Here is a 5,354-nt window from a genome sequence, read left to right as displayed (position 1 = left end):
TGACTTTACAATCATCGCACATTTTCTTCACTGAAGAACGTACTTTCATCGGTAGGCTCCGTTGATTTAAATCACTTGCTTCTCGTAGGTGAGATTGATCGCACCAATACTTGTAACTACGATTGAACGCAGTTATAAACATTCAATTCTATTTGTCCGAGAGGGCAAAGTGGACGCGTATAATACAGTAAATAAGGTTAAATTTTTATTAAGGTATAAAAGAGAAGAAGGATACGAAATCGTCTTCAGACGATTCGTATCATGAAAGGGGTCTCTAGAACAGCGTCCAGCGTTTCGAGTTTTGTCATTAAACCGTGAAGGGCGCGTTCCGTCGCTTCATGGGTAGCAAAGAGGAGATGGGCACATTCGGTTTCAGAAGGGCGCTGAATAACGGCTTCGATCGAAATGGCTTCATCGGCAAAAAGACTCGTAATCTGCGCCAAGATTCCCGGCTTATCCGAGACACGGAGACGAAGATAGTATTTAGAACAGATATCATCACTGTTTTTAAGATGAAGTCCCTCTTCAAGCGGATGATTAAATCCGAGCATCGGAGAGCGTTTTCCCGAGCGGACGATATCGATGATATTAGCCACTACCGCACTCGCCGTTGCATTACCTCCCGCACCCGGACCGTAATAGAGAGTTTCACCGACACGATCGCCGACAACACTGATACCGTTCATCACACCGTCGATTTTGGCGATCATGGCATCTTCTTTAACCAATGCCGCATGAACACGCAGTTCTACCTCGGCATCATCACGCTTTGCGATTCCCAAAAGCTTGATCGTATATCCGAACTCTTTGGCAAACGCGATGTCAGCAAGGGTGATCCCCTCGATCCCTTCGATCAAAATCTCTTCGGGCTTCGCATCAATACCATAAGCAATCGAGGCAAGGATAAGAAGTTTATGTGCCGCATCAAATCCGCCGATATCAAACGTCGGATCGGCTTCGGCATAGCCCAGCGCTTGCGCTTCGGCTAACACCTCGGCGAATGGGGTCCCTTCATTCATCATTTTCGTCAGCATGAAATTACACGTACCGTTCATTATTCCCATAATAGAAAGGATATGATTGGCAGATAATCCATCGCGCAACGCATTGATGATCGGGATACCCCCGGCCACACTCGCTTCAAATTCAAACGGTATCTCTCCGGCAATATCTTGAAGCTCATAACGATGGTATGCCAAAAGAGCTTTGTTTGCCGTTACAACGGCTTTACCGTTCTGAAGTGCCTTTTTAACAATCTCAAGGGGAAGTTCTATCCCCCCCATAAGTTCTACGACAATATCAATTTCGGGATCATCGACGATATCATACGGGTTTTGCGAAAGGGAAATAGTGAGGTCGGAAAGTTTTGAGAGATCACGCCCTACGCCGCTTTTCACTACGATCTCATCACCCGAACGTGCCGTAATAATATTTTTGTTCTCTTCTAAAATCTGTACGACGGCACGCCCTACCGTACCGACTCCGATAACACCGACACGTGTCACTCAGGTGCCTTACAATTCAAAGTACTCAAAAATTGTTTGATATTTTTTGCCGCTTGTCGAATACGCTGATCATTTTCGATCAATGCAATACGGACATACTCATCGCCGTAATCGCCGAAACCGATCCCCGGAGCTACCGCAACATTTGCATCAACCAAGAGACGCTTTGAAAATTCCAAACTCCCCATATGAATGGCACACTCAGGAATTTTAGCCCATACGAACATCGAGGCTTGATTACGGCGTACCGGCCATCCGGCTCGGTTAAATGCCTCGATCAAAACATTTTGACGATGATCGTATTTGTCGGTAATCTCTTGAACACATGTTTGATCACCTGTGAGGGCAACGGTAGCGGCAACTTGGATAGGGGTAAACATCCCATAATCCAACCAGCTTTTGATCTTTTGGAGTGCACCGATCAATTTTGCGTTTCCGACGAAGAAACCGACACGCCATCCCGCCATGTTGTAGCTTTTTGAGAGGGTGAACGCTTCAACCGCAACATCTTTTGCCCCCGGAACCGAGAGGATCGATGGGGTTTTATAGCCATCAAACGTCAAATCCCCGTAGGCGATATCGCTGATAATATAAAAACGCTCACGTTTCGCCATTTCGACAAGACGAACATAAAATTCCGGTGTTACCGTCGCCGTGGTCGGATTATGGGGAAAGTTTACGACGACGTATTTTGGTTTTGGAAAGGAGACATGAAAGGCTTCTTCCAAACGCTCGAAAAAGAGGTCTTCATCGACTTTATAATCTTCATCAAACGGAAGTTTCATTTTCTGAACATTTCCCCCTGCCAAAATAAAGCCGTACGAATGGATCGGATAGGTAGGATCGGGGACAACGACAACATCACCCGGATTGGTGATGGCATACGCTAAATGAGCATATCCCTCTTTAGATCCCATAGTAGCAACTGCTTCGGTATCGGGATCGAGATCGACATCATAACGACGTTTGTACCAGTCGCAAATCGCTTGACGAAGCTTTGGGATCCCTTTGGAAACCGAATAACCGTGAGTTTTGGTTTTTTCTGCCGATTCAACCAATTTTTTACGAATATGTTCAGGAGTATCGCCGTCGGGATTCCCCATACTGAAATCGATAACGTCGGCACCTGAGCGTCTACGTGCCATTTTAAGCTCGTTTACTTCGGCAAATACGTATTTTGGGAGGCGTTTAATCCGGTCAAATTGGATTTCATCAAACATGGCTACAACCTGTGATTAAAAAATTGCGCCATTTTAACATAAGAGACTTAGTTTAACTATAATGCGACCACTTATCGTCCACGGCTCATCGACTCGATCCACATCCCCTCTTTTAAAACTTTCATCCCCTGTGCATTGGAAATTTTCAAATAATAGGCACCTTGAGGAAGTTCAAATTCCAACTCCTCTTTAGGTTCTAAGGAGCGAAAGGAGGATAAAAGAGACATGGAAGCATCCAATACGGCAACATCGGGATACCATTCTCCTACATAAGGGGGGATGATACGGATATGTTGTCCCTCTTCGACACGAAACCACTGAGCAACATTCACCCTCTTGAGCTCAGTCCCCTCATCACTCCCAAGGAGCGGAAGATTCCACTGTGCGTTTAGGGTATCAAGAGTCATAGTAAGATCACTCTTATCTAAGTGGGCTTTCTCTATCTTAATACCTTGTTCTTTGAGATTTTCACTTAAAGCAGTGGGGTTAAACCCTTTAGTGCCGATGGCGGTACCGCTCAATTCGCCAGAACTGTTTTGAACATCAAGTGTATTGATATCCAATTTATACCCTATTGCATTAAAAGCCTGATTGATTGTTCGTACGCTGAGCGTTGCATTACCCGAAAAAGAGATATGTGTATTAATGGAGCCCCCCAAGAGGAGAAGTGGGGTACAAAGAAGAGTGAAAAAATATTTCATAACCACCGTTTTACCAGTTTTTTCCGCCGTTTCGTTCAATAAACTCTTTTTGGGTGATTTGTTTCAATGCCCCTTTTTCACAGACAAAATGGACGGTATTTTTATCATTTAAAAGGGTTTTTCCCTCAGGATATTCGATCTCGACTCGTCCGTGTCCCAATACAATCAACCAACTTTTTGTACTATCGATGATAATAGGGTCACCCGTAATTTTTTGGGTTTTTGCCCCGTTTGAGAGATCGATTATCCCGTACCATACTTTGAACTTCGGATGGATAATAAGCTGTGTAGACGACGCTAAAGGCTTGGCAGCAGCTATAGGTGCAGGTGCCACACTGCTTTGATTTACTTCCGAAGTTACCATGCTACTAGCGGTTAGATTCGTCTCATTGTTTTCACTGAGATTGGTATCCTTCATCTCGTCCGAAACCTCTACGGCCAAGGTAGTAAGATTCATAACACCTTCACTCGGTTCCGTGGACATTTTTCCCTGTAAAAAGTATCCGCCTGCCATCAGCAAGATGATTAAAAGCATCCCTGCCACTACCCATTTAGGCTTGGAATTGGAAGTAGATTGCAATATTACCGATTGCTTTGGTAGAAGCATATCCGCATTGTTACGGCAAAACTCAGTGTATTCCTCTTTAATCCCGCTAAGATCAATGTCGTATTCACGCTCTAAGATTGATATGTAGCCCATGAACTGGACGCGCCCTATTTCACTGTAAGATTTGGTCATAACCAACTCTACTTTATCACGAGAAATATGGGTTCGCTCATGAATTTTCTCTGTCCCCAGAGCCTGTAAATCTTCGAACGTGTTACATTGTTTCATCTCATTCTCTCCATTAAGATTGCGCCGGCTACACCGACATTTAAAGAATCAAAATCATGCGCCATAGGGATAGAGATACCGACATCGAGGCTCTTTTGGACTCTGCCGCTAAGCCCCTCTCCCTCATTCCCCAGAACCAAAACCCGTTTTGCGGCAAATGCCGCTTCCCGCACATCCACGCCATCCATAACCGCACCGTAGACCTGAAAGCCTGATTGCTTCAGTTCATGGAGCACATCATGGATATTATGAACAATCACTAACGGCATATCAAGTGCGGCACCGCTGCTGGTTCGGATCATCGCCTCTAAATTCGGCTCTTTAATACCGCTGATGACCAGTGCCTGAACCCCTAGGGCATACGCACTTCGGATGAGGGAACCAATATTGCCCATGTCGGTAATAGAGCTCAAGACCACGATGAAATCACATTTTTTGAGAAACGGTGACGCATACGGTACCACTTGAGATATCTCGGCGATAAAGCCCTGATGATTCCCCCCCTTGACCATCGACTGTGCCGCTTTTTCAGGGATACGTTTAATCTCAAAACCCATTTTCATGAGGGATGAGTACTCTTTTTTATCGACCTCTTTTGCCAAATAGAGAACTTTGATTCGCTCTCGATGACGTTCTATTGCGTAATAAACCGGTTGTTTTCCATAAATAAGCATGAAGTATTATATCCTAAGATTGTAAGAGGCGTGTATAGCACTCTTTGGGATTTTCGCCGGTAATGCGGGCGATCAGTTTGGAGGCCGCTTTTTTGGGGATATCGAGAGAGAGGATATCTTGTTCACTCAACGATGAGCCTTTGGTTTCAGAGGCTTCAATCACCACAACCCACTCTCCTCGTATCTCTTTTTCCATTTGAGGGATTAGTTCGGAGGCAATACCTCGGTAAAATCGCTGGTACCGCTTCGTCAACTCTTTGGCCAAAAAGATTTGACGCTCAGGAACCGCAACGGAGAGTTCGATAAGTAATTTATCAAGACGTTTCGGTGACTCATACAGTATCGTTGTGTATCCGTTAAAGAGTGCTTCTTGAAGCGCCGATGCTCTGTCGTTTCCCTTATGGGGCAAAAAGCCGAAG

At 45.0% G+C, this 5,354-nt stretch carries 6 protein-coding genes and 1 pseudogene; all 7 read right to left on the bottom strand.

The genetic code is table 11. The annotated features are described in order from the left end of the window. Nucleotides 1-49: 50S ribosomal protein L36 (gene rpmJ, locus A2517_RS12010; protein WP_367187992.1), on the bottom strand; the 49-nt coding region annotated here is incomplete at its 3' end. Between the two features lie 196 nt (nucleotides 50-245). Then, on the bottom strand, nucleotides 246-1,505 hold the full coding sequence (locus A2517_RS08175; RefSeq protein ID WP_294895940.1) for a homoserine dehydrogenase: 1,260 nt from the start codon (nucleotides 1,503-1,505) through the stop codon (nucleotides 246-248). Next, nucleotides 1,502-2,725: an LL-diaminopimelate aminotransferase gene (locus A2517_RS08170; protein WP_294895937.1), complete on the bottom strand. Its 1,224-nt coding sequence runs from the start codon at nucleotides 2,723-2,725 to the stop codon at nucleotides 1,502-1,504. Before A2517_RS08170 ends, A2517_RS08175 begins: the two co-directional genes overlap by 4 nt. Before the next feature lie 71 nt (nucleotides 2,726-2,796). Further along, nucleotides 2,797-3,426, bottom strand: coding sequence for a hypothetical protein (locus tag A2517_RS08165; RefSeq protein WP_294895935.1), 630 nt, complete (start codon nucleotides 3,424-3,426; stop codon nucleotides 2,797-2,799). 10 nt (nucleotides 3,427-3,436) lie between these two features. Further along, a complete protein-coding gene (locus A2517_RS08160) occupies nucleotides 3,437-4,261 on the bottom strand; it encodes a hypothetical protein (RefSeq protein WP_294895933.1) in 825 nt (274 codons plus the stop codon). Then, complete coding sequence (gene rlmB / locus A2517_RS08155; protein WP_294895931.1) at nucleotides 4,258-4,935, bottom strand: 23S rRNA (guanosine(2251)-2'-O)-methyltransferase RlmB; 678 nt, start codon at nucleotides 4,933-4,935, stop codon at nucleotides 4,258-4,260. Before rlmB ends, A2517_RS08160 begins: the two co-directional genes overlap by 4 nt. A gap of 13 nt (nucleotides 4,936-4,948) precedes the next feature. Next, nucleotides 4,949-5,354, bottom strand: a pseudogene (locus tag A2517_RS08150) (rRNA (cytidine-2'-O-)-methyltransferase); the annotation flags it as partial.

Source organism: Sulfuricurvum sp. RIFOXYD12_FULL_44_77, assembly GCF_001830725.1.
Classification (GTDB): Bacteria; Campylobacterota; Campylobacteria; order Campylobacterales; family Sulfurimonadaceae; genus Sulfuricurvum; species Sulfuricurvum kujiense_A.
The sequence above is the reverse complement of the archived record's forward strand: the minus strand, read 5'-3'. Positions and strand labels throughout refer to the sequence as shown.